The sequence below is a fragment of the Streptococcus suis genome (assembly GCF_046032535.1).
Taxonomy (GTDB): Bacteria; Bacillota; Bacilli; order Lactobacillales; family Streptococcaceae; genus Streptococcus; species Streptococcus suis_AK.
This window is the reverse complement of the sequence record NZ_JARQPL010000032.1, coordinates 1-26,693: the sequence shown is the minus strand read 5'-3', so window position 1 is coordinate 26,693 and position 26,693 is coordinate 1. Positions and strand designations below refer to the sequence as shown.

At 40.8% G+C, this 26,693-nt stretch carries 23 protein-coding genes and 3 pseudogenes; 22 read left to right on the top strand and 4 right to left on the bottom strand.

Features of this window, described 5'->3' with window-relative positions:
• Positions 1-107: 107 nt before the first annotated feature.
• Positions 108-848 carry an amino acid ABC transporter ATP-binding protein gene (locus P7J58_RS09230; protein ID WP_002940438.1) on the bottom strand — a complete coding sequence of 247 codons (741 nt, stop codon included), beginning with the start codon at positions 846-848 and terminating at the stop codon, positions 108-110.
• Positions 848-3,043, bottom strand: coding sequence for an ABC transporter substrate-binding protein/permease (locus P7J58_RS09225; RefSeq protein ID WP_408556169.1), 2,196 nt, complete (start codon positions 3,041-3,043; stop codon positions 848-850). The genes P7J58_RS09230 and P7J58_RS09225 overlap by 1 nt, the downstream gene beginning before the upstream one ends.
• Before the next feature lie 197 nt (positions 3,044-3,240).
• Between P7J58_RS09225 and uvrB the strand changes: the two genes are divergently transcribed.
• The 22 genes and pseudogenes from uvrB to P7J58_RS09115 form a co-directional block, all read left to right on the top strand.
• Positions 3,241-5,226: an excinuclease ABC subunit UvrB gene (gene uvrB, locus P7J58_RS09220; protein ID WP_408556170.1), complete on the top strand. Its 1,986-nt coding sequence runs from the start codon at positions 3,241-3,243 to the stop codon at positions 5,224-5,226.
• 24 nt (positions 5,227-5,250) lie between these two features.
• Complete coding sequence (locus P7J58_RS09215; RefSeq protein ID WP_408551332.1) at positions 5,251-5,742, top strand: N-acetyltransferase family protein; 492 nt, start codon at positions 5,251-5,253, stop codon at positions 5,740-5,742.
• Positions 5,739-6,470, top strand: coding sequence for an elongation factor Tu (locus tag P7J58_RS09210; protein ID WP_408556179.1), 732 nt, complete (start codon positions 5,739-5,741; stop codon positions 6,468-6,470). The genes P7J58_RS09215 and P7J58_RS09210 overlap by 4 nt, the downstream gene beginning before the upstream one ends.
• 9 nt (positions 6,471-6,479) lie before the next feature.
• Positions 6,480-6,635, top strand: a complete 156-nt coding sequence (locus P7J58_RS09205) for a DNA mismatch repair protein MutT (RefSeq protein ID WP_024381332.1) — start codon at positions 6,480-6,482, stop codon at positions 6,633-6,635.
• A 140-nt stretch (positions 6,636-6,775) separates the two neighbouring features.
• Entirely contained in the window at positions 6,776-6,943 is a 168-nt protein-coding gene (locus tag P7J58_RS09200) for a hypothetical protein (RefSeq protein ID WP_044474380.1), read from the top strand.
• A gap of 2 nt (positions 6,944-6,945) precedes the next feature.
• Positions 6,946-7,764 carry a replication initiator protein A gene (locus P7J58_RS09195; protein ID WP_099832696.1) on the top strand — a complete coding sequence of 273 codons (819 nt, stop codon included), beginning with the start codon at positions 6,946-6,948 and terminating at the stop codon, positions 7,762-7,764.
• Positions 7,765-7,912: 148 nt separating this feature from the next.
• Entirely contained in the window at positions 7,913-9,268 is a 1,356-nt protein-coding gene (locus tag P7J58_RS09190; RefSeq protein ID WP_408556171.1) for a DNA cytosine methyltransferase, read from the top strand.
• A complete protein-coding gene (locus P7J58_RS09185; protein WP_172042894.1) occupies positions 9,252-9,680 on the top strand; it encodes a hypothetical protein in 429 nt (142 codons plus the stop codon). Before P7J58_RS09190 ends, P7J58_RS09185 begins: the two co-directional genes overlap by 17 nt.
• Before the next feature lie 10 nt (positions 9,681-9,690).
• Complete coding sequence (locus tag P7J58_RS09180) at positions 9,691-10,074, top strand: arsenate reductase (RefSeq protein ID WP_024401259.1); 384 nt, start codon at positions 9,691-9,693, stop codon at positions 10,072-10,074.
• An 8-nt stretch (positions 10,075-10,082) separates the two neighbouring features.
• Complete coding sequence (locus P7J58_RS09175) at positions 10,083-10,316, top strand: hypothetical protein (RefSeq protein WP_029180390.1); 234 nt, start codon at positions 10,083-10,085, stop codon at positions 10,314-10,316.
• 2 nt (positions 10,317-10,318) lie between these two features.
• Positions 10,319-10,903 (top strand): CPBP family intramembrane glutamic endopeptidase, encoded by a 585-nt coding sequence (locus tag P7J58_RS09170; RefSeq protein ID WP_408556172.1) that lies wholly within the window; start codon positions 10,319-10,321, stop codon positions 10,901-10,903.
• Positions 10,904-10,979: 76 nt separating this feature from the next.
• The gene (locus P7J58_RS09165) at positions 10,980-11,468 is read left to right on the top strand and encodes a hypothetical protein (protein ID WP_408556173.1); all 489 of its coding nucleotides are present in this window, start codon (positions 10,980-10,982) and stop codon (positions 11,466-11,468) included.
• Positions 11,468-13,285: a VirD4-like conjugal transfer protein, CD1115 family gene (locus P7J58_RS09160; protein ID WP_408556174.1), complete on the top strand. Its 1,818-nt coding sequence runs from the start codon at positions 11,468-11,470 to the stop codon at positions 13,283-13,285. The genes P7J58_RS09165 and P7J58_RS09160 overlap by 1 nt, the downstream gene beginning before the upstream one ends.
• A gap of 17 nt (positions 13,286-13,302) precedes the next feature.
• On the top strand, positions 13,303-13,545 hold the full coding sequence (locus tag P7J58_RS09155; RefSeq protein ID WP_001072171.1) for a hypothetical protein: 243 nt from the start codon (positions 13,303-13,305) through the stop codon (positions 13,543-13,545).
• Positions 13,546-13,563: 18 nt separating this feature from the next.
• On the top strand, positions 13,564-14,418 hold the full coding sequence (locus tag P7J58_RS09150; protein WP_099810413.1) for a conjugal transfer protein TrbL: 855 nt from the start codon (positions 13,564-13,566) through the stop codon (positions 14,416-14,418).
• Between the two features lie 61 nt (positions 14,419-14,479).
• On the top strand, positions 14,480-14,833 hold the full coding sequence (locus P7J58_RS09145; RefSeq protein ID WP_408556175.1) for a PrgI family protein: 354 nt from the start codon (positions 14,480-14,482) through the stop codon (positions 14,831-14,833).
• The gene (locus P7J58_RS09140; protein ID WP_408556176.1) at positions 14,790-16,277 is read left to right on the top strand and encodes a VirB4-like conjugal transfer ATPase, CD1110 family; all 1,488 of its coding nucleotides are present in this window, start codon (positions 14,790-14,792) and stop codon (positions 16,275-16,277) included. Before P7J58_RS09145 ends, P7J58_RS09140 begins: the two co-directional genes overlap by 44 nt.
• Before the next feature lie 528 nt (positions 16,278-16,805).
• Positions 16,806-18,479, top strand: a complete 1,674-nt coding sequence (ltrA, locus tag P7J58_RS09135) for a group II intron reverse transcriptase/maturase (RefSeq protein WP_238712855.1) — start codon at positions 16,806-16,808, stop codon at positions 18,477-18,479.
• An 85-nt stretch (positions 18,480-18,564) separates the two neighbouring features.
• Positions 18,565-19,446 (top strand): annotated as a pseudogene (locus tag P7J58_RS09130) (VirB4-like conjugal transfer ATPase, CD1110 family); the annotation flags it as partial.
• Position 19,447: 1 nt separating this feature from the next.
• On the top strand, positions 19,448-22,141 hold the full coding sequence (locus P7J58_RS09125) for a phage tail tip lysozyme (protein ID WP_408556177.1): 2,694 nt from the start codon (positions 19,448-19,450) through the stop codon (positions 22,139-22,141).
• A gap of 708 nt (positions 22,142-22,849) precedes the next feature.
• A pseudogene (ltrA, locus tag P7J58_RS09120) lies at positions 22,850-24,763 on the top strand (group II intron reverse transcriptase/maturase).
• 147 nt (positions 24,764-24,910) lie between these two features.
• A pseudogene (locus P7J58_RS09115) lies at positions 24,911-25,033 on the top strand (CHAP domain-containing protein); the annotation flags it as partial.
• Positions 25,034-25,119: 86 nt separating this feature from the next.
• Here P7J58_RS09115 and P7J58_RS09110 read toward each other — a convergent pair.
• Together P7J58_RS09110 and P7J58_RS09105 are read right to left on the bottom strand one after the other, a co-directional pair.
• Positions 25,120-25,965 (bottom strand): nucleotidyl transferase AbiEii/AbiGii toxin family protein, encoded by an 846-nt coding sequence (locus P7J58_RS09110; RefSeq protein WP_408556178.1) that lies wholly within the window; start codon positions 25,963-25,965, stop codon positions 25,120-25,122.
• Complete coding sequence (locus tag P7J58_RS09105; protein ID WP_192370006.1) at positions 25,962-26,552, bottom strand: type IV toxin-antitoxin system AbiEi family antitoxin domain-containing protein; 591 nt, start codon at positions 26,550-26,552, stop codon at positions 25,962-25,964. Before P7J58_RS09105 ends, P7J58_RS09110 begins: the two co-directional genes overlap by 4 nt.
• Positions 26,553-26,693: the final 141 nt, after the last annotated feature.

Genomic DNA, 26,693 nt, shown 5'->3' with positions numbered 1-26,693 from the left:
TTCTTATATTATACTCCTAAATACGAAGAAAAGCCCTTAGAAAATCAATTCTAAGGACTTTGTCTTCAGTCTGAAACCTTGACGTAAGTCAAGGCTTTTCGTTTAGCTTAGACGTTCAAGACCTTATCAAGGAAGTCTTGTAAACGTGGATGTTGTGGGTTGTCAAAGATTTGCTCTGGTGTACCATCTTCAAGGAACTCACCGCCATCAGTGAAGATAACGCGATTAGCAACCTTGCGGGCAAATCCCATTTCGTGGGTAACGATCAACATGGTCATACCTTGTTCTGCCAAGTCTTTCATAACGTTGAGTACATCGCCAACCATTTCAGGGTCAAGGGCAGAAGTTGGTTCGTCAAAGAGCATGATGTCTGGGTTCATAGCGAGGGCACGAGCGATGGCAACACGTTGCTTCTGACCACCTGATAGGCTATCAGGCATAGCGTCGCGTTTGTCTGCCAATCCAACTTTTTCCAATAATTCCATGCCGACTTTTTCAGCTTCAGACTTGTCCATCAATTTGTGTTCGATTGGCGCAAATGTGATATTGTCTAGGACTGACATGTGTGGGAAAAGGTTAAAGTGCTGGAATACCATTCCGACATTTGAACGGAAGGCATCAACATCTGTCTTAGGATCGGTTAAGTCATATCCATCGACTGTTACTTGACCACTTGTAATGGTTTCAAGTAAGTTCATTGTACGAAGGAAGGTCGATTTACCTGAACCAGAAGGACCGATGATACAAACAACATCGCCTTCATAGAACTTAGCAGTAATACCTTTGAGGACCTCGTTTTTACCATAAGACTTGTGTAAGTCATGGACGTTGATTTTTAATTGAGCCATTATTTGCCTCCTTTTTCGAGTTTGCGTGCTAAGCGAGTCAAGAGTGTGATAACTACCAAGTAAATGATGGCAAGAATTGCATACATACGGAAGGATTGGTAGTTACGTGCAATAATGATTTTACCTGCTTGGAAGAGTTCGACCAAACCAATCGCAGAAATGATAGTAGTATCTTTCAGAGTAATAACAAACTGGTTGATAAAGTTAGGCAACATAATTTTACCAGCTTGAGGTAGGATAATCTTGCGCATGGTTGTCCCGTAGGAAATACCCAAACTACGAGATGCTTCCATCTGACCAGCTGGAACTGCCTGAATACCGCCACGAACAATCTCAGCAATATAGGCACCGGAGTTGAGGGATAGGGCGATCGTACCAGCGACAAAGTCATTGATTGGAGATTGTTGACCAGTAATCGACTCGATTAAGTTTGGAATACCCCAGAAGATGAATGCAGCGACAATCATGAGCGGGATACCACGAACAACATCTACAAAAACAGATGAAGTAACACGGAGTGCTTTAACTGGGCTGACAGCAAACATACCGAAGATAATACCGATGACAATTGCAATAGCAAATGATAGAAGGGCAAGTCCGATTGTGATACCAAGACCTGAGAGCAATTGACCGTAGTTGTTTTTCAAAAGACCAACAATCGTTGTCTCATCAACAGTTGAAGTCGATGTGCTTGCTTCTTCAGTTGAGTTGAAATACTTATTAAGGATTTCATCATACTTTCCTGATTCAACTAGGGCAGCTAAGCCGTTGTTAAACATTTCAATTAATTCTGGGTTGGCACCTTTTTTAACGGCAAATCCGTACTCACCTGATTTTTCGCCAGGAATTGGTGTTGCAAAGTTGCGACCTTGTTGGATGGCATATAGAAGAACCGCTTCGTCATCCATAAGAGCATCAATAGAACCAGAGTTTAAACTGTCATACATACTTGAAGCTTCGTCGAAGGCTTTTAGGGTGTAACCATATTTTGCCTTGTTTTCTTCTAAGAAACTATATGAAGCAGTACCATTTTTAGCTCCAACAGTTTTCCCTTTTAAGTCTTCGTAAGAAGCGATGTCGCTACCATTTTTAACAGCTAATAGGATGTTTGAAGTATAGTAGGCGTTTGAGAAGTCAAAGATTTCCTTACGAGCATCTGTGATAGACATACCGGCAATAACTGCATCAGCTTGTCCAGCTTGAACAGCATTTAGTGCAGCGTCGAAACCAGGGTTTTGAATAGTAATGGTAAATCCTTGTTGTTCAGCGATTGCCTTGATTAATTCCATATCGATTCCGACATAGTTACCTGATTCATCTTGGTATTCAAATGGAGCAAATGATGAATCAGCTACAATGGTGTAGCTTGATTTGACAGGTGTTGCTTTAGTTGATGCGTTTCCTGTTAAGCTTAAGCGAGAAGAATAATCAGTGCTCTCAGTACTATTGGAAGAGCCTAGCCATTTATTCAGTATCTTTTTATAAGTACCATCTTCCTTCATTGTAGCAAGTGCTGTGTTGAAGTCTTCAACAAGGTATTCATATTGGCTACCTTTTTTTACAGAGAATCCGAATGAACCGATAGCTTCGCCTTCGATGTCAATGCTTAGGTCTTGACCTTGTTGGATAGCGTATTGAATAACCGCTTCGTCGTCCATTACAGCATCAACAGCACCAGCAGAAAGGCTATTATACATCAAATCGCCAGTATCAAAAGTTTTTACGTTGTATCCGTACTTGTCTTTGTTTTCTTCTAGGAAGTTTTGGGCTGCGGTACCATTTTTGACACCGACAGTCTTACCTTTAAGGTCCTTATATGAAGAGATGGTATTTGCCTTTGTGGTAGCGATAACGATTTTGGTGTCGAAGTAAGGGTCTGAGAAAGTAAATACTTTCTTACGCGCTTCGGTGATAGTTGTACCTGCCATTAGGGCGTCCGCAGATCCAGCCTGTACAGCGTTGACAGCTGCATCAAATCCTGGGAAGCTTTGATTCATGGTCCAACCTGAGCGCTTGGCTACTTCGTTGATGATGTCAACATCTAATCCTTTATAAATTTGATCTGAGTCTTTAAACTCGAATGGGGCGTAAGCATTGTCAAATACGATATCAATAGTATCGTCAGCTTTAACGCCAGTAAAAATAAAGAATACTGGCAGAATGCTTGCCAATAATATGAGTAATTTTTTCTTCATTTCCATACTCCTTCTATTATAAGATAACTGTCCTAGTATATCATATTCTGAAAATTAATGCAAAATCGAGGTTTTTATAATGTTAGAATTTCTGACATACAAAGTCATTAAAATGTGAGAAAATTTAATATTTTGGAAATGATTGTGATTAATGTTGAATTTTTCTTCATTAAAGGAACTTATGATAAAATAGAATCATGATTAATCGAAATACTGAAAACCAATTTAAACTTGTGTCAAAATATGCACCGTCTGGTGACCAGCCCCAAGCCATTGAAACCTTGGTGGATAATATCGAGGGTGGCGAAAAAGCCCAGATTCTCATGGGAGCGACTGGTACTGGTAAGACCTACACTATGAGTCAGGTCATTGCCCGTGTCAATAAGCCTACCTTGGTCATCGCCCACAACAAGACCCTAGCTGGTCAGCTCTACAGTGAGTTCAAGGAATTCTTCCCAGAAAATGCGGTCGAGTACTTCGTGTCTTACTACGATTACTACCAGCCAGAAGCCTATGTTCCTTCTAGCGATACCTATATCGAGAAGGACAGCTCGGTCAATGATGAGATTGACAAACTCCGTCACTCAGCGACGTCAGCTCTCCTCGAACGAAACGATGTCATCGTCGTGGCCTCCGTTTCCTGTATCTACGGTTTGGGATCGCCCAAGGAATATTCTGATAGCGTGGTCAGCCTGCGACCAGGTCAGGAAATTTCCCGGGATCAGTTGCTCAATTCCTTGGTCGATATCCAGTTTGAGCGCAACGACATCGACTTCCAACGGGGACGATTCCGAGTACGTGGCGATGTGGTGGAGATTTTCCCAGCTTCTCGCGATGAACACGCCTTCCGTGTGGAGTTTTTCGGGGATGAAATCGACCGCATTCGTGAGATTGAAAGCCTGACAGGCAAGGTTTTGGGCGATGTGGACCACTTGGCGATTTTCCCTGCCACCCACTTCGTGACCAACGATGACCATATGGAAACGGCTATTGCCAAGATTCAGGCGGAACTGGAAGAGCAGCTCAAGGTCTTTGAGGCAGAAGGAAAACTCTTAGAAGCTCAGCGATTGAAACAACGAACCGACTATGACATCGAAATGCTTCGGGAAATGGGCTACACCAACGGAGTCGAGAACTATTCTCGTCACATGGACGGGCGAAGCGAGGGCGAGCCTCCTTATACTCTGCTGGACTTTTTCCCTGAAGACTACCTGATTATGATTGACGAGAGCCACATGACCATGGGGCAGATTAAGGGGATGTACAATGGTGACCGCTCACGCAAGGAGATGTTGGTCAACTATGGTTTCCGCCTCCCGAGTGCACTGGATAATCGTCCGCTGCGCAGGGAAGAATTTGAGAGCCATGTCCACCAGATTGTCTATGTATCTGCGACGCCGGGTGACTATGAAATGGAGCAGACCGATACCATTGTCGAGCAGATTATTCGGCCGACCGGGCTTCTGGATCCTGAGGTGGAAGTCCGTCCAACCATGGGGCAAATGGACGACCTTTTGGGCGAAATCAATGCCCGTGTTGAGAAAGGTGAGCGAACCTTTATCACTACCCTGACCAAGAAAATGGCAGAGGACTTGACCGACTACCTGAAAGAAATGGGCGTCAAGGTCAAGTATATGCACTCGGACATCAAGACCTTGGAGCGTACGGAGATTATCCGTGATTTGCGTTTGGGCGTCTTTGATGTCTTGATAGGGATTAACCTCTTGCGTGAAGGGATTGACGTGCCAGAAGTCAGTCTGGTTGCTATCTTGGATGCGGATAAGGAAGGCTTCCTCCGAAACGAGCGTGGACTCATCCAGACAATCGGTCGGGCAGCTCGTAACTCTGAGGGGCATGTGATTATGTATGCGGACAAGGTCACCGAGTCCATGCGGAAGGCCATGGACGAAACCGCCCGCCGCCGTCAAATCCAGGTGGCTTATAATGAGGAGCATGGAATTATTCCACAGACCATTAAGAAAGAAATCCGTGACCTGATAAGCGTGACCAAGGCTATCACTCAGGACAAGGAAGAAGTGGTGGACTTCAATGCCCTCAACAAAGACGAACGCAAGGCTATGATCAAGAAACTGGAAGGTCAGATGCAGGAAGCAGCAGAAGTACTTGACTTTGAACTGGCAGCTCAGATTCGTGATATGGTTATTGAGTTGAAGAATATGTAGAAAATAATTCACGGAGGTAGGGATATGCTTATCAAACCCATGCAGACTGAGGAGGAAATCAGGGGCAAGGCCTATGTTCATTGGAAATCGTGGCAGGAGGCCTATGCTGACTTGTTACCTCAGGAATTTTTAAAGAATGCTTACACCTTAGAACGCTGTCAGGACTGGGCCTTTCGCTATCCTCAGAATGTCTTGGTAGCACTGGTGGATGAGCAGGTGGTTGGTTTTGCCTGTTACGGCTCGTCTAGTCAGGAGGATTTGCCAGGAGCAGGGGAGCTCTTCGCCCTCTATGTCTTGGCGGACTATTATAATCAGAAGATAGGCTACCAGCTCATGCAGGCAGCTTTGGAAAAATTGCAGAGCTACGAAACGGTTACTCTATGGGTATTGGAGGGAAATGCGCGTGCCATTGCTTTTTATGAAAAAGTGGGATTCCGATTTGACGGTGTGAAGAAGATAGTTCATCTTGGGGAAGAACGGATAGAACATAGGATGGTATGGAGAAGAAATCGTTGAAAGATTTATTTTTAGTTAGTAATGCAGAACAATTGGTGAACTACAAAGAATTTGTAGACCGTCATAGACAAGTATTTCAACAGTACCTAAGTTATATACAGACTCATTTTAAGGTTAAAGACTTGCCTGAGGTGATTATTTGGGCTGATGAAGAGGCTGCGACTCGTTTTATCCGAGAATGCCCCATACCAGCCTATACCAATGATGTTCGTATGGTCATGACTCCAGATAGACAAGTTTGGCAGGATATTTATCTCAAGCAATTAGAAAATTATTCTGTAGAAGATTTGTCCATGATTACAAGGCATTATCAATCGCTATCAGACAACCATCTTTTACAGATTGTTGGACATGAATTGGTCCATCAAAGTGAGTTGTTTTTAGATTACGAAGAAGAGACAATGTGGTTTGAAGAGGGGATGGTTGAATACATCAGTCGTCGTTATTTTTTAAGAGAAGAGGAGTTTGCTCGAGAAAAAATAGTTAATCAGCAATTGGTCACACTCTTTCAGGGAAAATACGGCTACCATTCTTTATTGGAATTTGGCCGAAAGACTTATGAAGGAGATTATGCTTCTATTTTCTATGAATACTGGCGTAGTTTTTTAGCCATAGATAGTTTGGTCGAAAAGTTTGGCAGTATCGAAGAAGTATTTAGTGAATACCACCGTTGGAATAATAAAAAGAGACCAGTAGATTTGTTAGTCTGGTTTGAAATTGAGAGATAAGGAGTTACCATGGCTCGTAAAGAAATGGTCACTTTGACCAACATGTGTCTAATCGAAGACAAGGAAGGGAAGGTCGTTGTACAGATTCGAGATCCCAAGCGTTATCGTTGGTCTGGTGTTGCCTTTCCAGGTGGGGATTGTGTCATAATAATGACAGGTGCTTAAAACGCTGTCAAATCAAGGATTTGAGTGTTCTACAATCTGTTATTAAGGAGGAAAAATTTATTTTTTATTTATAATATCATATCGCACAAGCGAGAACATTTTAATAAGTGTTCTCGTTTTTTTATTTTAAGGAGGAATTCATGAAAAAGAAGGAACAATCATCACGCCAAATCGTGATGTGCCATCTCGTGGCTATTTTAGGAGTTGATATTGAGAAAGCAACTCATCTGGTTGATGAATTGGAACAAGTAGGTTTAATCCGATTTGATGAATTCGGAAATGTTGGACTTTTAGTCTTGGAGGGATAATCATGAAACGTATTACCGCTAATCAGTATCAGACATCAGAGCGTTATTATAAACTCCCAAAAGTCTTGTTTGAGAGTGAACGTTATAAGGATATGAAGCTGGAGGTTAAGGTAGCCTACGCGGTTTTAAAAGATCGGTTGGAGTTGTCTTTGAGTAAAGGTTGGATTGATGAGGATGGGGCTATTTATTTGATTTATTCCAATTCAAATCTGATGGCACTATTAGGCTGTTCAAAGTCAAAACTACTCTCTATCAAGAAAATCTTACGCGATTATGGCTTAATTGATGAAGTCCAACAATCCTCTAGTGAAAGAGGTCGAATGGCAAATAAAATTTACTTGGGGGAATTAGAACATGAAACTACCCCAGTCTTACATACAGACGGGGCTAGTGTTAAAAAAACACTAGGGGGGTCTCAAAGAAAGACGGGGCCGGTCTTATATTCAGCCCCTAGTGAGACTGAAAGAAGTGAGACTAAATATAGTGAAACTAAAGGGAGTGATTTCTTTATTGAGGACGAGGAGGAGAGGCAGTTAGTAGATGAGAAACAAGAAGAAAACTTTACTTCAAAAGTCGATGGCGTGACCAAGTACGATCGAGATTATATTTGGGGTTTGGTTCATGACCAGTTAGGACAGACAGGTCTATCTCAGTCGGCTAGAGACTATGCCATGCTCTATTTTAGTGACCGTTATCAGTATGCTTTGGAACATATGCGATTTGCTCGGTCAGCGGAAGTAATAGCTGAATATGTATTTAATGGTGTGCTGTCAGAGTGGACCAAGCAACTGAGACGACAAGAAGTAAAGGGAGGTGAATAAGGTGATTTGGTGGATACTAGGTGGAATCTATCTGATTTCTATCATCATTTTGATTGTTGAAATCATCCGTGCACCAGAAATGGATGATCATATATAAGCAAGAGTTTTACAAGTGTAAGGCTCTTTTTTAGTTGGAAAGAGAGGAAAAATGAAATTTTTAGATTTATTTGCTGGGATAGGCGGTTTTAGGCTAGGGATGGAATCACAGGGTCATAAATGCCTGGGCTTTTGTGAAATTGATAAATTCGCTAGAACATCTTATAAAGCTATGTTTAACACAGAAGGGGAAATAGAATACCATGACATTAAAGAGGTCACAGACCATGACTTTAGACAATTTAGAGGGCAAGTGGACATCATCTGCGGGGGATTTCCTTGCCAAGCTTTTTCACTCGCAGGCAGACGATTGGGATTTGAAGATACTCGAGGGACTCTCTTTTTTGAGATTGCTCGAGCGGCCAAACAAATCCAACCACGTTTTCTATTTTTGGAAAACGTCAAAGGCCTACTCAATCACGACGAGGGACGGACGTTCGCCACAATCCTCTCCACGATGGATGAATTGGGGTATGATGTCGAATGGCAGGTGCTTAACAGTAAGGACTTCCAAGTCCCGCAGAACAGAGAGCGGGTCTTTATTATCGGACATTCTAGAAGATACCGTTCCAGATTCATATTTCCTCTCAGAAGAGAAAACAGCCCAACTCATCTTGAAAAGCTAGGAAATATCAATCCCTCTAAACGTGGTTTGAATGGTGAAGTCTATCTGACGAGTGGACTTGCTCCTACACTAACAAGAGGTAAAGGAGAGGGTGCAAAAATCGCCATTCCAGTCTTAACACCAGATAGACTAGAAAAACGGCAACATGGTCGTCGATTTAAGGACAATCAAGACCCTATGTTTACTTTGACAAGTCAAGACAGACACGGAGTTGTTGTCGCAGGAAATCTGCCGACTAGCTTTGACCAGACTGGAAGAGTATTTGACATATCTGGCTTGTCACCGACTTTGACCACCATGCAAGGTGGAGACAAGGTGCCAAAGATTTTGCTGAGGGAGGAGCTGCCATTTCTGAAAATCAAGGAAGCCACAAAAACAGGGTACGCAAAGGCAACTCTTGGAGATTCTGTCAATCTGGCTTATCCAGACTCAACCAAACGTAGGGGACGAGTGGGAAAGGGAATATCCAATACCTTGACAACTTCAGACAATATGGGAGTGGTGGTTGCTGCTCTGGAATATCGACAGGATAAGTGGTATGAAGTCACAGGCATTGTCTTAGAGGGGAAACTTTATCGCCTGAAAATAAGACGACTGACACCAAGAGAGTGTTTCAGACTTCAAGGCTTTCCTGACTGGGCTTATGAAAGAGCAGAGAGTGTTTCTAGTAAGAGCCAACTATACAAACAGGCCGGCAATAGCGTGACTGTCACAGTTATTGAAGCCATTGCCAGAGAATTTAGAAGAACGGAAGAGGAAGAAAAACATGAACCTACTACATAAGAAAAGTATCCTAGATTGTACTGAATTAGAAGAACGTATTCACCAAGTTGAAACCAATCAGTTATTACAAAAGATACTGTCGCTCCCCAATTTTGATTGTGACTTTGAGGTGACTTTTGAAGATGATTACCACAAGGAGATGAATGATCCCCTATTCTACGAATCCAATCTTCATCGGATTTCGGATTTTATGGAAACTAGGGATATTAAAAATGGTGTAGATACTCTCTTGACGAAAGACAATCACCTGGCCTTTCGTGCCTTTGGTGAAAATTATTCTGCTAGGGGAAAGGAGGGCATTTTAACGACTCTAGTGACGGTCAAGTGCTTTGGTGAAGGACGGATGCCCATTGATATGAGTCGCTATTTCTCAACTCCTGAACCAACAGTTGAAAATAGCCTAACCCTATAAGGAGGAGCCTATGCTTGAGGTATATCTAGGAAATAATACCAATACAAATCAAGACTTACTTACCATTTTGACCAACTATGGGGTGACTTATCGTTGTATAAAAGCGTGTGATGTAAACCGTGAAATCTTACTGTCACTCTTTGCCAAAACCACGGATTGTTTTGAGTTGCTGTCGCCTCGATTTCTTCGCTTTAAGCGTCAATATACGATAAGTTTGAATGAAATGATTCAGCTCATTCTCCAAAAGCCAGACCAAAACCTTCGTCTGCCTCTCATTGTTTGTCAGAATCACGTCTATCCAGCTATTGGGCTAGACGAAGTGCGAACCTTTCTTCCCAGACAGGTAAAAGAAGAGCTGTTTCAGGCCAGTCTGATGAAACAGGTGACAGGGTAGGTGTGAAGATGAATGAACGATTTTGGGACAATTTAGAAATCATTCTGGCAGAAAATGACCTCACTTGGGCAGAACTAGCTCGCAAAGTATTCAAAGGTCAATATGTTTATCCAAGTGAGTTTAATCGCCTCTATCAAAAATTACGGCATTACAAATCCAATCGTCTGATGCCACAGACAAGATGGGTTGAGCGAATTGTTTTGGTATTAGATATTGATTATGAAGATTTATTTAAGAGGTGACAATGATAAGGATAGGATTGTTTTATCTAGCCATACAGCTTAATGGTTTTCTATTAAGTTTATACCTACAAGAGTATCTGACGATTGAGGTCTTAATCTTGCTACAAATGTTTCTTTTAGGTGTAGCTTGTCTAGAGATTACTCATCACAAAATTATTCAATCAAAAAATATGACCATACAAAATCGCCTAAGATGGTTGCTTATTGGTTTTGCGTGTATGGTTGCTTTTGCAGTCTTCATCAGTTTTCTATTTCCAGTTCAGACTAGGAATCAAGCGATATTGGTAGAAGTTGGAAAGCAGGTTCCTCATCTTATCTTTTTATTGTTTTTGGTCAATGCAAGTGTCCTTGAAGAGGTAGTTTATAGGCAACTGCTGTGGGAAAAATTGACATCCCCTTTTGTACAAATAGGAGTGACCAGTTTTCTCTTTGTTCTATCCCATGGCCCCAATCAGTTAGGGAGTTGGCTCATCTATAGCTGTCTTGGCTTGACCTTGGCTGTTGTTCGATTGAAAACAGATTGTAAGATGGCAATCGTTTTACACTTGCTTTGGAATAGTTTGGCTTATGTCGTAACTTTCTTGTGATACCAAAATCAAGAGTGCTTCCGTATTATGGAAGCACCTTATGTTTGATAGGGAATTCAAAGAAGAGGAGGTCGCCATGTCATCTGAACAACAAGAACGTCAAGCGATGCAATACGTGGAAAGAAGTAGTTTATTGATAGTCAGAACCCTCTTAAAGCTCTTAGAATGGTCGTCTAGGCAAGCCTTAGCTCAAGATTCAGCGTATAAGATTGGGGTTCAAAAACTGGAAGAACTCCTTCAAAGCCCTTACGCCATTGAAGGGATTAATGTTAGTAAAGACTTTTTAGATAAGCCAATTGATGTGGAGAAATTCAAGGAGTTGATGGAGTCAGAAAAACTGCCAATCGCTATTAGTTGGCAAAAAGACTATCTCTACTTTTATGCCAAGGATAAGACCTTGCTCGATCATCACTTAGATGAATTGTTGAAGAAACTGATGTCTAATCCAGAGAAGCTAGAAGGTCTAACCTTTGATAAAACATTGGATCAAGAGATAGAACTGGCTAAAGAGAAAATTAGAGTGACAGAACCTTCGGCAGTCAAGACCAAGGAGGTGACCTTGTAATGTATTCCAGGCAAAAAGCATTTGTCTTTGGACTCTTAGGTCTCGCCTTTGGCTATTTCTGCCATCGTCTAACCCTACTCTATGATAGTTTAACCAATGCCCCACCTATGGAACGTTTTGCCTACCTCTTAGGAGAGGGGCTAAATCAAGTCTTCAATCCTTTATGGCTATTTTCCTTTACTCAAAAATCTCTTCTTGCCTTTATCTTTGGGATTCTAACGATGACGCTAGTCTATCTGTATATTTCAACAGGACAGAAGGTCTATCGAGAAGGGGAAGAATACGGTTCTGCACGATTTGGAACCATTAAGGAAAAGCGATTCTTTTACAGTAAGAATCCTTTCAATGACACGATTTTGGCTCTTGATGTCCGTCTAACCTTGTTGGAAAAGAAGAAGCCACAGTTTGACCGAAATAAAAATTTGATTGTCATTGGGGGTTCTGGTGCAGGTAAGACTTTTCGATTTGTGAAACCCAACCTTATCCAGCTGAACTGTTCCAATATTGTGGTAGATCCTAAAGACCATTTGGCTGAAAAGACAGGCAAGCTCTTTTTAGAAAATGGTTATCAGGTCAAAGTTTTAGATTTGGTTAATATGACCAATTCAGACGGTTTTAATCCCTTTCGTTATGTAGAAACAGAGAATGATTTGAACCGCATGTTAACGGTCTATTTTAATAATACCAAAGGAAATGGTTCTCGTAGTGATCCATTTTGGGATGAGGCTTCCATGACATTGGTGAGAGCTATTTCCTCTTATTTGGTGGATTTTTACAATCCTCCAGGAAGTTCCAAGCAAGAGCAGGAAGCAAGACGTAAGCGAGGCCGTTATCCAGCCTTTTCTGAGATTGGGAAACTCATCAAACTCTTATCAAAGGGAGACAATCAGGACAAAAGTGTTCTTGAAGTCTTGTTTGAAGACTATGCTAAAAAATACGGTCACGAAAACTTTACCATGCGAAACTGGGCAGATTTTCAAAACTATAAAGATAAGACCTTGGATTCGGTGATTGCGGTCACAACAGCTAAATTTGCCCTTTTTAATATCCAATCAGTGATTGATTTGACACAAAGAGACACTATGGATTTGAAAACGTGGGGCACTCAAAAGACCATGGTCTATCTTGTTATTCCAGACAATGATACGACTTTTCGTTTCCTATCTGCTTTATTTTTCTCTACGGTTTTCTCCACTTTGACCAGACAGGCTGATGTTGACTTTAAAGGGCAACTGCCTATTCATGTTAGAAGCTATCTGGATGAGTTTGCGAATGTCGGAGAAATCCCAGACTTCGCTGAACAAACCTCAACAGTTCGCTCTAGGAATATGAGTCTAGTTCCAATCTTGCAAAATATTGCTCAACTCCAAGGACTTTATAAGGAAAAAGAGGCTTGGAAAACTATACTGGGGAACTGTGACAGCCTCCTCTATTTGGGTGGAAATGACGAGGAAACTTTCAAATTTATGAGTGGTCTTTTAGGCAAACAAACCGTTGATGTCAGAAGCACCAGTCGTTCTTTTGGGCAGACTGGTTCAAGTTCGACCTCTCACCAGAAAATTGCCCGTGACTTGATGACGGCTGATGAAGTAGGGAATATGAAACGAGATGAGTGCCTCGTACGCATTGCAGGGATTCCTGTTTTTCGAACCAAGAAATATTTTCCTCTCAAACATAAGAATTGGAAATGGCTTGCGGATAAGGAAACCGATGTACGCTGGTGGCACTATCACATCACTCCCCTAACCGCTGAGGAAGAAGTAGATTTGTCAGGTCATAGAATTAGGGATTTAAGCACAGAAACGACACTACATTAATAGAAATGAGGAATTATATGAATCAAAAACTATCAGGCTTTGTTTACGGAGTGGACGCCAGCTCCATGTTCTCCCAAGCCATGTCTCTATTACAAAAAGGCTTAATTGCAGTAGGAGCCTTTCTTGTTGTCATGGGCATTATCAACCTTTCAACCAATATTAAAGATGGTGGACCAGGTGTCCGAAATGCCATTCTAGAAATTGTTGGTGGGGTCATGGTGGGAGCCGCTGGTGCTTTTGTGACTCAGATTACCATTTAGGGGAGGACAGCACATGACATGATAATGAATTTTACGTCACCTTTTGTATATCTAGCCTCTGAAAAAGTATCTAGCGACAGCCTTTTTGAAGGGTTTCAAGTGGATTTAGAATCAACCGCCAACTTGGTTAAGTCACTAGCGGACTTTAATCCGACGGTGTGGTCTTACATGACAGCCATTACCAAGGGGATTATGCAACCCTTGGGAGTAGCTATTCTTGCGGTTGTTCTCGTACTCGAATTTTCAAAAATGGCCAAGAAAATCGCAAACTCAGGTGGTGCAATGACCTTTGAAGCCATAGCACCTATGATTGTCAGCTACATCATGGTCGCGGTCGTGATTACCAATACGACGGTTATTGTGGAAGCTATTATTGCCATTGCCTCTTATGTTATTGAACAAGTGGCAAGTCTTGTCACGAATGGTGGTGCTAATTATGATACCATATCAGGCATTAAGGGATCTGGAATTGTAGGAAAAATGATTATTGGCTTTTTTGCGATTCTCATTTGGTTGGTACGAATGGCCAGCATCATGGTTGTCAATATCTTGATTACCATTCGCTTTATCCAACTCTATCTGATGATTCCTTTTGCCCCTGTTACCATTCCGACCTTCCTTAGTGATGACTGGAGAAGTGTTGGGATTGGCTACCTTAAGAATATAATGGTCTATGCCGTTCAAGGTATTTTGATTTTTCTAATTGTATCTCTTGTTCCCTTGTTTGAATCGGCTGGAAAGATTGCCGTATCAAATGGAGCTGGAGTGATGGAATCACTTGCCATTATGTTTGGTGGTTTGGTACAAGCCATATTGTTAATCATTGCCTTAGTTGGCAGTCAACGTACCGCCCGAAGTATTTTGGGGATGTAGGAGGAAGGGAGTCATTATCTCGCCTCCTCTTTTTATAGCTTACTTAGATTGGAGAACATTTATGAACACTCGTGTCTTTAAGGACATCTCAAAGGTTCAACACAGGGCATGGCTGGGATTTACAACTAGACAGGTTATTTTTGTATTTCCAGCCGTCGCCCTAACCATTTTGGTATTGGGCTTGAACCTATTTTACTGGCAATTTGGGGATTGGTTTGTCTATGGTTTTGTTTTTAGCTTTACCATTCCACTCATGTTATTTGGGGTCTATCGCCCCAACGATTTACCATTTGAAACGTATCTTAATTATAGATGGCATTATGAAATGACCATACCAGACCGTACACTAACTGGACAGAAAGGAATACGCAATGAAAAAAACAAACCACTCATTGAAACCAAAGACCTCTTCTAAACACAAGAAGACACGTAAACCAAAAGAAGAAGTGCTGCCAACAACTGTTAATACGTTAGCCTATCAAGGGCTTTTTCAGAATGGCCTTATGCAGGTCAGTCCAAGCTATTTCTCACAAACCTATCTTTTAGGAGATGTTAATTATCAAACAGTTGGCTTAGATGATAAGGGAGCTATTGTTGAGAAATATTCCGACTTAATCAATTCACTGGATGATAAGACCAATTTCCAACTGACTATTTTCAATCAAAAAGTTAATTTGGAAAAATTCCGTAAGAGTATTCTCTATCCCTTACAGGAAGATGGGTTTGATGCTTATCGTGATGAATTGAATCGTATGATGGATGCCAACTTAGAGGCGGGTGAGAACAACTTTTCAGCTGTCAAGTTTCTTTCATTTGGCAAGAGCGACCAAACACCAAAACTAGCTTTTCGTTCTCTGTCACAGATTGGGGAATATTTCAAGAGTGGCTTTTCAGAGATTGATGTATCTCTTGGTCTGCTCGGTGGAGAGGAGCGAGTGAATGTCCTTGCGGATATGTTACGAGGCGAAAATCATTTACCGTTCTCTTACAAGGATTTGACCCTCTCAGGTCAATCCACCAAACACTTTATTGCCCCAACCTACCTTTCCTTTAAACATAAGAATCATATTGAATTGGACGATCGATTATTACAGATTGTTTATGTTCGTGACTATGGTATGGAGTTAGGGGATAAATTTATTCGAGACTTAATGCAGTCAGATTTGGAAGTGATGATTAGCCTACATGCCAAAGGCTCTACCAAGTCTGAAACCATGACCAAGCTGCGAACCAAGAAAACCTTGATGGAATCGCAAAAGATTGGGGAACAACAAAAGATGGCTCGGACAGGTATCTATTTGGAGAAGGTCGGGCATGTTCTTGAGAACAACATCGATGAAGCTGAAGCTCTTCTTCAAACCATGACCCAAACAGGAGATAAACTGTTTGACACCGTATTTCTAATTGGCGTGCTGGCGGATACTGAAGATCAACTCAAACAATCTCTTGATATTATCAAGCAAGTGGCAGGGTCTAATGATATGATTATTGATAATTTGACCTATATGCAAGAAGCTGCCTTTAATAGTCTCTTGCCATTTGGGAAGAACTATCTTGAAGGTGTTTCTCGGTCTCTATTGACTTCAAACATTGCCGTGAATGCACCTTGGACTTCCGTAGATATTCAGGACAAGGGTGGGAAATTTTATGGTATCAATCAAATCTCAAGTAATATCATCAGTATTGACCGTGGTAAGTTAAATACTCCGTCAGGTTTGATTTTAGGGACTTCTGGAGCTGGCAAAGGGATGGCGACAAAACATGAAATCATCTCTACTAAGCTCAAGGAAGCAGATAGTGATACTGAAATTATTATTGTTGACCCAGAAAATGAGGTGCGACAAGAAGTCGTGTTGTAAATTGCTAGTTTAGCTACTCTATCCATTTGGGGTAATCCTACCACAGCCTGCTTGACTGGTAACGGTTATGTTGGGAAGCCTGTGGGACAATATGGAAAGTCTGATAGCCTAAAATCGGATGGACTGTTAGGATAAGAATACTATGGTGAACAGACGTGAACCATCGCAAGAGTCGTTACAGGGACTAAGTGAAATAAGGCTGATACACTTACACCAAAAGGTACGGAGGAGGTCATTGGGGCTTTCATAACCTGATGACAAATGGACACATTCTTCCCGGCTCAAAGATGGCACCTAAGGTATTCACAATTATTTATAACACGGAACTTGGTAAGCCCTATGTATTCCTTTTAATCGATAGAAGGTATTGAACTCGTAAGAGGGATAGACGATACAGAGGGTAGAGGAAAGGATAAAAAGCGAATGCTCCAACTGTAATGGTAGGAGATAGGGGTTCAAACTTTGCCCTGACCTGAAAGGGTGCAGACTTATCCTATGGTATTTCATGACAAAAATGGAGGTAAACCTATGAATGATAAACATTCAACGACAGCACCAGCTGAGAAGTTATCACACAAGCAACTGCTTGCGAAACAATGGAAAAGCATTGATTGGAAGAGAGCAGAACAAGAAGTGAATAGGCTACAAATCAGGATTGTCAAGGCTACTCAAGCCAAACACACTAACACAGTGAAGAGACTTCAATATTTACTAACCCATTCGTTCTATGCCAAGGCACTTGCCGTTCGTCGAGTAACGACTAACAAAGGCAAGAAAACAGCTGGTATAGACGGTGAACTATGGACGACACCTGCTCAAAAGATGGAAGCTCTCCTGTCCCTAACGGACAAAGGCTACAAAGCCAGTCCGTTAAGACGGGTTTACATCGACAAAAAGGGGAAAAAGAAGAAACGTCCATTAGGGATTCCGACTATGTATGACAGAGCCATGCAGGCACTCTATGCTTTAGCACTAGAGCCTGTCGCAGAGACAACCGCGGATACTAAATCATTCGGCTTCCGAAAAGGAAGAAGCTGTCAAGATGCTTGTGAATATATCTTCACAGCACTATCACGAAAAGCTTCTCCTCAGTGGATTTTAGAAGGCGACATCAAAGGCTGTTTTGACAACATCAGTCATGACTGGCTCTTAGAGAACATTCCGATGGATAAATCTATCTTAAAACAATTCCTTAAAGCAGGTTTTGTGTTCAAGGGTGAGTTATTCCCAACGGAAGACGGCACGCCACAAGGCGGTATCATTTCGCCTATCCTTGCCAATATGGCACTCGATGGATTACAACAAGTCTTATCAGATAGATTTCATACCAATCGTTTAGGAAAAATTGACCTTCGATTCAAGAATAGCCATAAGGTCAATCTTGTCCGTTATGCGGATGATTTTATCGTCACAGCTGCGACACAAGAAATTGCATTAGAGGCTAAAGAATTGATTAGAGAGTTTCTGCTTGGACGAGGCTTAGAGCTGTCAGAGGAAAAGACATTGGTAACTCATATCAACGATGGTTTCGACCTACTTGGTTGGAATTTTCGGAAGTACAAGGGGAAATTGATTGTAAAACCATCTAAGAATTCTATTCAAACTGTTATTGGTAAATTCTCAGAAACCATCCTCAAGCGAGGAAAAGCATGGGAGCAAGAAGTCTTAATCATGAAACTAAATCAACAGATAAGAGGATGGACAAACTACCACCAATCCGTGTGTGCTAGTGAAGCCTTCTCCTATCTGGACTATCATTTATACGAATTATTGTGGCGATGGGCAAAACGTCGTCATCCAAAGAAAGGCCAGTGGTGGGTTTCGACCAAGTATTGGCATAGAAGAGGCAATCGAAGTTGGGTATTCGCTTCAGGCGATAAAGAACTCATTCGAGTTGACCATACTGCTATCGTCAGACATACAAAAGTCAGAGAAAATGCCAATCCTTACTTGGATATAGACTATTTTGCTCAACGAACCTTTAATCATGGTATGAAACGGTTGACAGGTCGTTTTAAACTTGTTTGGAAGAAACAAGACGGATGCTGTCATCACTGTGGACTCCCGATGGAACTTGGAGAAGATAGAGAAATTTTCTTTAAAGTTCCAAAATCAAAGGGAGGTGTGGAAGAAGTTGATAATATGGCTTATGTGCATAGCTACTGTCAGCGACTATTTATTGAGAGCCGCTCGAAAGAGTGATGAAATGCTTGAGCCGTATGAGGGGAAACTCTCACGTACGGTTCTTAGAGAGGAAGGTGGTAGTAATACCACTAACCTACTCGACTACAGTATTATCGGTCAAGCCTTTGGTGGGGAGAGTATTGATATTGCCCCAGATTCCACTACCTTCTTAAATGTCTTAGACCTATCCGATGAGAATATGGATGAGGATCCAGTCAAGGTCAAGTCCGAATTTCTCTTGTCATGGATTGGAAAGCTCTTGGACCGCAAAATGGATGGTCGTGAGAAGTCCTTGATTGACCGTGTGACACGACTCACCTATAAGCATTTTGACACACCGTCCTTGGCCGAATGGGTCTTTGTCTTATCTCAACAACCTGAACAGGAAGCTAAGGACTTGGCACTCGATATGGAACTCTATGTGGAAGGGTCGCTGGATATTTTCTCACATCGGACCAATATCAAAACAGACAGTCATTTCCTTATTTACAATGTCAAAAAGCTAGGCGATGAATTAAAACAGATTGCCCTCATGGTTATCTTTGACCAGATTTGGAATCGGGTGGTGAAAAATCAAAAACTAGGGAAGAAGACCTGGATTTACTTTGATGAAATGCAGCTTCTTTTATTGGACAAGTATGCGTCTGATTTCTTCTTTAAACTCTGGAGTCGTGTCCGTAAATATGGGGCGATACCGACAGGCATTACTCAAAATGTGGAGACGCTCCTTCTGGATGCCAATGGAAGACGTATTATTGCCAATAGCGAGTTTATGATTCTTTTAAAACAGGCTAAGAGCGATCGCGAAGAATTGGTGCATATGCTTGGACTTTCCAAGGAACTGGAGAAATACTTGGTCAATCCTGAAAAAGGGGCAGGCTTAATCAAGGCTGGTTCCACCGTTGTCCCGTTTAAGAATAAGATTCCACAACACACCAAGCTCTTTGACATCATGAGTACAGACCCTGAAAAAATGAGGACATGAGATGAAAGAGGATAAAAAGGTAGTCAAACAAGCAAGGCAAAACTTTCGAAGCAACTTAAAATCAGCTCGTATGCATTATCGGAAAGAAGTTAGAGCCTTAAAACAGACTGTTCCTAATAAAGGACGATTTCGAAAACCAGCTCAAAATTCTCTTTTTCAGGAAAAGAAAACAGAGTTAAAACAAAATTTGCTAGGAAGCCAAAAGGAAGCAGAAAAGAAGTTCCTAAAGGAAATTACCTATGTGTCTCCTAGACTGTTAAGGGGAAAGGAAATCAAGAACTATCGACTTCCTCAAGCTCAAGAGCGTTTGCGGACGGCAAGAAAACATCTGTCAGAAGTGAAACTAAGTGAGAAACAACAGGCAGTTGATTCCAAGTTTACTTTCCAAAAAGAAAATCCTTCCCTGAAATCTCGCTTTCAATTTCACCAAGAAAAGTCATTTGATCGACTAAGTGCTGAAAAAGAAGTAAGTTCTGCCAAGCATGAAGTCAAACAACTCAAGAAAGTCCAAAAGTCAAAGAAAAAGTTTACCAAGGTTAAAACTGGATTAGGTTTAACTGCATCTGAATCGCTTGACCTGGTAGCACAGGATGATGATTTAGATGGTCTAAGAACCTTAAAGGATACTAGCCTGAAAGCCAGACGCTATGGCAGGTTTACCTATCAAGTAGGTAAAGTGGCAGTGAAAAGTGGTCAGACTGGTTTGCGGTTTACAAAGACGAAAGTGGCTCATGGAAAGGAACGATTCCAAAACCTCAAAAAGGGAAAAGGATTCACACGCCAGAAACCGCTTAAATCAAGAAGACGCTACCAAACCTTTTTAAAGCATGCCAGAAAGCACAGTCTAGCAGGAATCAAGGGGATTGCCCAAGCCATTAAAGGAAGTCTGACCTTCTTTTCTGCAATTGTGGGAAATCCTTTGACTTGGATTGTCTCAGGCATTCTCTTGATACTCCTTTTGATGTTGAGCTTTTTCATGAGTGTCTCAGGAAGCAGTGTCATTCAACAAGATGAGAAGGAATTGACCAAGGCCTATACCCACATGACGTGGGAAGATGCGGAGCATACGAGAACTAACGAAAAAGGGATTACCTATTACACCAAGATTGATGAGGTCATGGTTTACATGAATCATCAATACCAAGACTACAAGCTTGACGATGTCATGGAAACAGGTGGTGCGACCTACAAAGCATTTCTCAGTCAAGTCTGGACGGACTTAAATGGTGGAGACTCTATTAAATCCATGTCTGACTTGTATAAAGAACCTGCTTACAAGCTGTCAGATGAGGACCAAGAAGAACTAAAGGAGTTGACCGAAGAAGGCAACTATTTAGCCCTTCAAGAATTGGACAATCCCTTCCAGGGACAGACCGATGAAGATAGTTTAAGTATGTTATACCGATATGGTTATGAGGTCATTGATGAAAAACCAACGCTTCATCACCATATCATCTTAGAAGCAAAAGAAGGTCAAGTCATTGTGGCTCCGATGGATGGTAAGGTATCTCTTGATGGAGAGAACCTTGTTTTGACATCTGGTAAGGGAGTGAATAAAACTAAACTAACCTTGTTTGGCATTCATTCAGGCCGAGTGAGTGAAAATCAACAAGTCTTGGCAGGAGACATTATTGGTCAAACCAAAGACGGAACGGGTCTAAAAGTTACCTATCAAAAGGTTGATGATGACACGGATAAGTTGGTCTATGTCAATCCAGCATTCTACTTTCCAAAAGTGATACAGGTTCAGACCACCATTCTTCCAACTATTGGTCAGTTTGGTGGCGATGAGTTCGAGAGAGCCAAGGCGATTTATGACTATCTCAAAAGCAAAGGTGCGACCAATCAAGCTATCGCAGCCATTTTAGGAAATTGGTCGGTAGAATCTTCCATTAATCCGAAGCGTGCAGAGGGCGACTATCTATCTCCACCTATTGGTGCGACAGACAGTTCGTGGGATGATGAGGGTTGGCTTTCACTCAATGGTCCAACTATATACAATGGACGTTACTCAAATATTCTCAAACGTGGTTTAGGATTAGGCCAGTGGACAGACACTGCAGATGGGTCACGCAGACATACCTTATTGCTAGAATATGCCAAAGGAAAACATCAGAAGTGGTATGATTTGGGGTTACAACTGGACTTCATGTTGCATGGGGATAGTCCTTATTACACCAACTGGTTAAAGGACTTCTTCAAAAATTCAGGAAGTCCAGCTAGTCTTGCTCAACTCTTTCTCATTTACTGGGAAGGTAATAGTGGTGATAAGCTACTTGAACGTCAGACACGAGCCAGTGAGTGGTATTACCAAATTGAAAAAGGCTTCAGTCAACCCAACGGTGGGACAGCACAAAGTGATCCAAAAGCACTTGAAGCTGTACGAGGAGACCTCTTAGAAAACTCTATTCCAGGAGGTGGTGACGGTATGGGTTATGCTTACGGCCAATGTACTTGGGGCGTTGCAGCCCGTATCAACCAACTGGGTCTAAAACTCAAAGGTAAAAACGGTGAGAAGATTCCAATTATCAGTACCATGGGTAATGGGCAAGATTGGGTGCGTACAGCCGCAAGTCTCGGTGGGGAGACAGGGACAAGTCCACAAGCAGGAGCTATCCTTTCCTTTGCGGGAGGAGGACATGGCACACCAACAGAATACGGACATGTGGCTTTCGTTGGTGCGAGACGTTTCTAACTGAAAAGGTTAGACACGTTCTTGAAAAATCAACCTGATAATCAGGTTAAATTTGAATAGAATGGAGAACTCTTATCTTGAAAATTGGAATGAAGGGGTAACGCCCTGAAACGATTTCTCTAATACTCCGACATGCGTTTATCTGGTGCAAAGGTAAAGGTATGAAGCTCGGTGAAGTCGGCTGAAAGATACCGTCATTCTTAAGGACTTAAGAATCGAAAGTGTTCCAGAGGTGGAATATGTATCTGATAGGTCGGGAGTCATTAAAAACTAAATAGGGTGAGAATGTGCATGAGCACTGACGAACCAGCGAATGTACGCTCCAAAGGCGAGTACGTAGAAATGCGTATAACAACGTAAGTTGTTTCAACTTGAGGAAGAGTAAGAATCGACGATATGAAATTCCTTGATATGTTACAGGCATATCAAAGTTGAAGGGGTATAGCTAGGCACCTAAGTTTAGTATTGATAAAGATAAGGGAACGTCGAAAGCTAGAGATGTGGAGGTTGCACAACCAGAGAAACATTGGAAAGGAAATCATAACTTTCCTTAATCTCTAGTGAGAGTGGTGGCACGACCTTTGAAAGTGTTGTAATGATACTGGAGGAACAGCCACTAGTCAATAGTGTATTGTTATGAACTTTATCATTTCATGGATTCTTGTAAGACATAAAAGGTCACGAATCCAAAGAGAGGAGTGATAGACCATGACGAAACCAAAAAATGATGACAAACTATTAAAACATCAAAAACTAAGGTATGCGGAATACTATGGCATGACCGAGATATTTGATGATTTATATTCCAAAAGTCAAAATGGATTCAGTTTTAAGAACTTAATGAACATTATCACATCTCCCGAGAATATACTGCTCGCTTATCGTACCATTAAGCGGAATGGTGGTAGTCAAACCGAAGGAGTAGATGGTGTTACCATTAAAGATTTAGAAAATCTGACCCAAGAAGACTTTATCTATAAAGTTCAAAGAAGATTTCAATATTATAGACCCAGAAAAGTCAGAAGGGTAGAAATTCCTAAGCCAAATGGGAATAAACGACCACTTGGCATTCCCTCGATGTGGGACAGAGTAGCCCAACAGTGTATTTTACAAGTGTTGGAGCCAATCTGTGAAGCGAAATTTTACAAACACAGTTATGGATTTAGACCCTTAAGGTCGGCTGATAACGCTATTATGGACTGTATGTATCGTATGAATAAAAGTCATATGACCTATGTTGTTGACGTTGATATCAAAGGTTTCTTTGATGAAGTGAATCATACTAAGTTAATGCGTCAAATCTGGACATTAGGCATCAGGGACAAACAGCTTCTAGTGATTATTCGAAAAATGTTAAAAGCACCAATTGTTCTTCCGAATGGAAAAGTGAGCCATCCAACTAAGGGCACACCACAAGGAGGTATCCTATCTCCGCTACTTGCCAATATCAATCTTAATGAATTTGATTGGTGGATAGGACGACAATGGGAAGAAAGAGATTGTAAGGAATTAGTTCCTCAATATAATTCCAAGGGAACAAGACACAAGTCACATGTTTATAGAAAGCTGCGAGCTTCAACGACACTAAAAGAGATGTATATTGTTCGATATGCGGATGATTTTAAAATCTTTTGTCGAAATAGGAATGAGGCAGAGCGAACGTTTAAGGCTGTAAAATTGTGGTTAAAAGAGCGACTTAACCTTCCTGTTTCGGAGGAAAAATCTCAAATTACCAATCTGAGAAAGAAAAGCAGCGAATTCCTTGGGATTACTTTAAAGCTGGTTTCTAAGAATAATCGTTTTGTCTGTTTTTCTCATATTGCACCGAAAGCCAAGAAACGTATTAAACATCAACTGAAACAACAGATGAAATTGATACAAATTAAAGGTGTTAAAGAAACAATTATTCGTTAAATACAGAAGTATAATAGTATAGTTATCGGTATTCATAACTACTATAGTATGGCAACACATGTGAGTAAGGATTTAGAAGAAATTCATTATCAGCTTTACCTCTCTTTTAATAATCGATTGCAGGCGAAAGGTCTGACAAAAATAGGAGAATACAAGGGAAAAGATAAAGGGGTTCTCCCTTACCTTCAATCTCAAAATATTCGGTACTTAATGGGTTATCCAATTCTTCCAATTAGCTATGTCAAGACGAGGACATTAAAAGGAAGAAATAAGAATCTGAATAGGTATACTCCTGAGGGGAGAAAATTGATTCATAAACAACAGGAATCTGTTGAAACATGGAAATTAAAATGGCTGAGAGAACACCCAATTATAAATAAGCGTGCAACAGTTGAATATAACGATAATCGAATTTCTTTATTTGTAGCTCAAAAAGGGAAATGTGCTGTAACTGGTCAGGAATTGGATATGGATGATATTCATTGTCACCATAAGAGACCTTGGATAGAAACAAAGGATGACTCTTATAGGAACCTTATCATTGTTGGACGAGATATTCATCGCCTGATTCACGCAACAAATGAGAAGGTTATCAAAAATCTCTTTCAGCTTTTGAATTTGAGTAGTACAGGACTGACCAAATTAAATCAGTTGCGTGAACTTGTAGGAAATCCACCATTATTGAAAGAAAATTTGAACTTAGAATAACCATGTTAATCATATTAATATAGCACGATAAAGCAAAATCGTGATAATACACTATTGATGGAACGCCGTGTGCGGTGAAAGTCGCACGCACGGTGTGAAGCGGGGGAAAAGATGGAGATAGTATCAAAGTTTTACCTATCGCTATAAAAAGTCTACCCAGACGGTTCATTCCTTATCTCAGAAACCAACTACAATGGCAATCCCAACTACACCTTCCGTAGAATATCTGGAGTGGATAGTAGCTTGAGTTTTGCTTATACGACGAAATAAAAAAGGATATGCTAACAATGATTGGATTTGTTAGCATATCCTTTTTGTTTTTATGTCATGATTACTTAATGGGATACTTAAAAGTTTTAATCAGAATTTCTAGAAATGAGAATTGTTATGAGACGAATCATCTCATCAAGAACGTCTGCAAGTGAAATCCCCTTTGTATAGCTATATTTTTTCGAATAATTTTGCCATTGTTTATTCTGAATAGGGTCAGCTTTGAATCTCTCAAGTAGTTCAATCATTTTATCAAAATCGAGGTCAGTTTCGCGATAGGAAAAGGTTCTCTGACAGGCATTATTCAATTGAATGAAGTCAATATCTTCTTTCTTCAGTTTTGAAAGAATATAAACATCGTAAAAATCTTTGCTTCGGCTGTTCAAGAAGTTGCGTGAGTAGATGGTCTGGAGTTTTTCAGCTAGGATTGTTTCAATGGTATAAGCAATGATTGGAAAATTCTCGTTATCAAAAATTGCTTTATAATTGTATGTAATCGGCTGAGGAGTTACAACATCACCTGTCGCAATATCCAAATGGATAACTTGTTTAATATTCTCAAGTTGGCACAAAATGGTTGCACGATAGCCACCATAGTCATCACTTTCTTTAATAGCTGTGATAGATTGAATCGTGAAAGAAATACCTTCTTCTGAATCTGCTAAAATTTCCTTGAGTTGCTGCTTCACAGTATCTTCTGAGAGTGTCATTTGATGGAACAAAAAATCAATATCAACCGTGCTACGAGATTCAACTCCAATAACATTTGACAGTAGGAATCCTCCTTTGAAGATATAGTGATTTGAGTAGGTACTCTGACTTAATTTTTTCAAAATCACTTCTAAAAAGTAATAGGTCATCACGGAATTAAAGGTTAATCCAGTATTCTTTGATATTTTATGACAGAGTGCTGTTAGCTTAGCTTTATTCATACTAGGACCTCCAGAGTTTGTTTGACCTTGTCCAAGGTGTTCATTTTTGTCGCATATTCATAGAGTTTTGTAAGATTTTTTTTAGGATAGTTTCCGTAATGTTGAAGTGTTTTGACAAAAAGCTCAGTATCTATTTTTTCTCGATGAATCACAAAATCACAGATAATACGTTCGAAATCATAGACTCTTACCTCGTTTCCCATAGGGGTTTTTACAAGAGTAATTCCTAATTCGCTATATTCCTTAGAAACGGAATGAATGTTCAGATTAGCTGGAGGAGTATTAAAACGGTAGCCTCTAGGAATGGTTACGTCAAAATATTGAGGAATTTCATCTGTAAATTGTTGAAGGTAAAGCGCTGAGATATAAGAGAAAACAGCCTTGGGATATCGGTACTGAAAGAAGTAGTATTCGTCGTAGTCTCCATTCTGGGTTAGGAAAATTCCTTTTTCGACGCGGTATATAATTCCTTCTTTTTCTAGTCTTGTCAAATATATTGTTGGAATATTTAGAGCTTTACAATCTTTATAGGTGATAATGCCATTGTGGTTTTCTATAAATTCAAGTAGAATCTCTTTTTTTGACATGCTTACTCCTTCCTATGTTGCTTTTACACTACAATTTTACAACATTTGTGGTGTAAAAGCAACATTTTCTTTTCCCTGAACTGATTGTGATAACAAAATCAAGCCTTCTTTTTTATGATGGTATTGAACTTGGGCTACGAG